The organism is Maribacter sp. (assembly GCF_049667165.1).
Taxonomy (GTDB): domain Bacteria; phylum Bacteroidota; class Bacteroidia; order Flavobacteriales; family Flavobacteriaceae; genus Maribacter_A.
Genome location: NZ_JBATHS010000347.1, coordinates 1 through 1,579, shown reverse-complemented (window position 1 = coordinate 1,579; position 1,579 = coordinate 1). Strand labels below are relative to the sequence as shown.

1 protein-coding gene is annotated in these 1,579 nt (G+C 58.8%); it reads right to left on the bottom strand.

Annotated elements, in window-relative coordinates:
* Positions 1 to 22 precede the first annotated feature (22 nt).
* Positions 23 to 1,264, bottom strand: a complete 1,242-nt coding sequence (locus WBM98_RS16185) for a hypothetical protein (protein WP_424367060.1) — start codon at positions 1,262 to 1,264, stop codon at positions 23 to 25.
* Positions 1,265 to 1,579 lie beyond the last annotated feature (315 nt).

The window sequence follows — 1,579 nt, the reverse complement described above, 5'->3', positions numbered from 1 at the left end:
GGCCGCGCTCAGATAATCTGAGTCAGATCAGGCTCAGAAACTGCATGGGCGTGGGGCTGAAAAAATCAGCCACACCGAAGCAACAATAGTGATTGGCCAAGGCCTCACGGCTCTCCTGTACCGAGCGACGGATCTTGCGGTACAGGCGCAGGGCTGCGGTATCGGCCAACGCGACATGCTCGAACCGAACCACTTCGCCGGGTTCAACATCGCGCACCAGCGCCGTGTCCTTCAAGAGGCAGATAGGCACCGCATCCGGATGGTCGGCCATGTGAACGGCTTGCCCGCGCACATCGAACCCACCCGCACCCTTTTTGATCACATCCCCAGCCTTCATGGGGTTCTTGGCCACAGCGCCAACCCCGATGCGCGGAGCCGCCGAGTTGGTCAACAGTTCAGGCTCCCCCTGAACCACCTTGCGGATCGTGTTCAAAGCCTCCAAATGACACAGATGAACCGGGCGCAAAAGCACGAAACCACTGCCTTCGGTGGTCATCAGACGCGAAAACGGCAGATAGCCAGGACGGCGATCTGCCTCCGGATTCTTGGCCACGATCAACACACCGGGGGGCGCACCCTTGCAAAGCGTGTAGTCGCTCACAGGCATGTCGACCCGGTTGGAGGCATCCACCAGATAGTCCAGATCGCTGAGACTGTCCACGGTCGAACCGATCATTCCTTCGCAAGCGATCGTGGCACCCAGGCCGTTGGCCACCAGGGCCTGCTCGATTTGAAGTTTGGTGCCATCTGTGAACGACACCACCTGGTCCAGCGCCAACTCCTGCTTCTCCGACCAGAAGGCCATGTCGCGGTACGTGGGATTGGGGTTCAAAAAACCCTTCAGGTTCACATAGGCCTGCGGCTCAAACCCCATGCCTTCGATTTCCAGCTTCAAGCGGGCCAAGCATCCCGGCTGGTCACCATCGGCTTCAGTCACGTAGTCACCACGCTGGGCAAAGTAGGAGCCGGTGGTGACATGGAACTCGGAGTTGATGGTCACCACCCGCTTGCCCGACTCGGTGGCCTGCAACACCACATCGGTGGCGTGAATGGCATCGCCCGAGCACTCGAACACGATGTCGGACGCGTCCACCATCTCCTCAATGGAATGGGTCAGGTACGTGCGATCGACACTGTCAACCGAGTCCAGCGGGCGGCGGGTCAAGACTTTGGAGATCAGGAAATCAGGGCTGCGCTCAAGCAAATGAACCAGTCCGGTGGCGATAAAGCCGGTCCCGGACACGCCAATTTTAGGGAGGTGCATATAAGGGAATATAAGAAAGCGGGTTTGCGATCTCGGCAAGGGAAAACCCATCCGGAGACACATCAATTGCTGATCGATCACAACGCCGAAAGAAGCGGTTGTGGGGGGTGCGAGCGCACCACCAGATCGACCCACCCGCCGGTGCTAAGTTCAATCCTCCCCTTTTGGGTGGCTGCTATAGCACTCTGGCACCGACCTGAAACTCCCTGAAGTATCTCACAGACACCACACGCCAGCCCCCACATTTGACGGTGGAATCCACTGCACTTCGCGCATTGCGTCACACAGAAACAGCACGCACGCAGCACAGCAGCC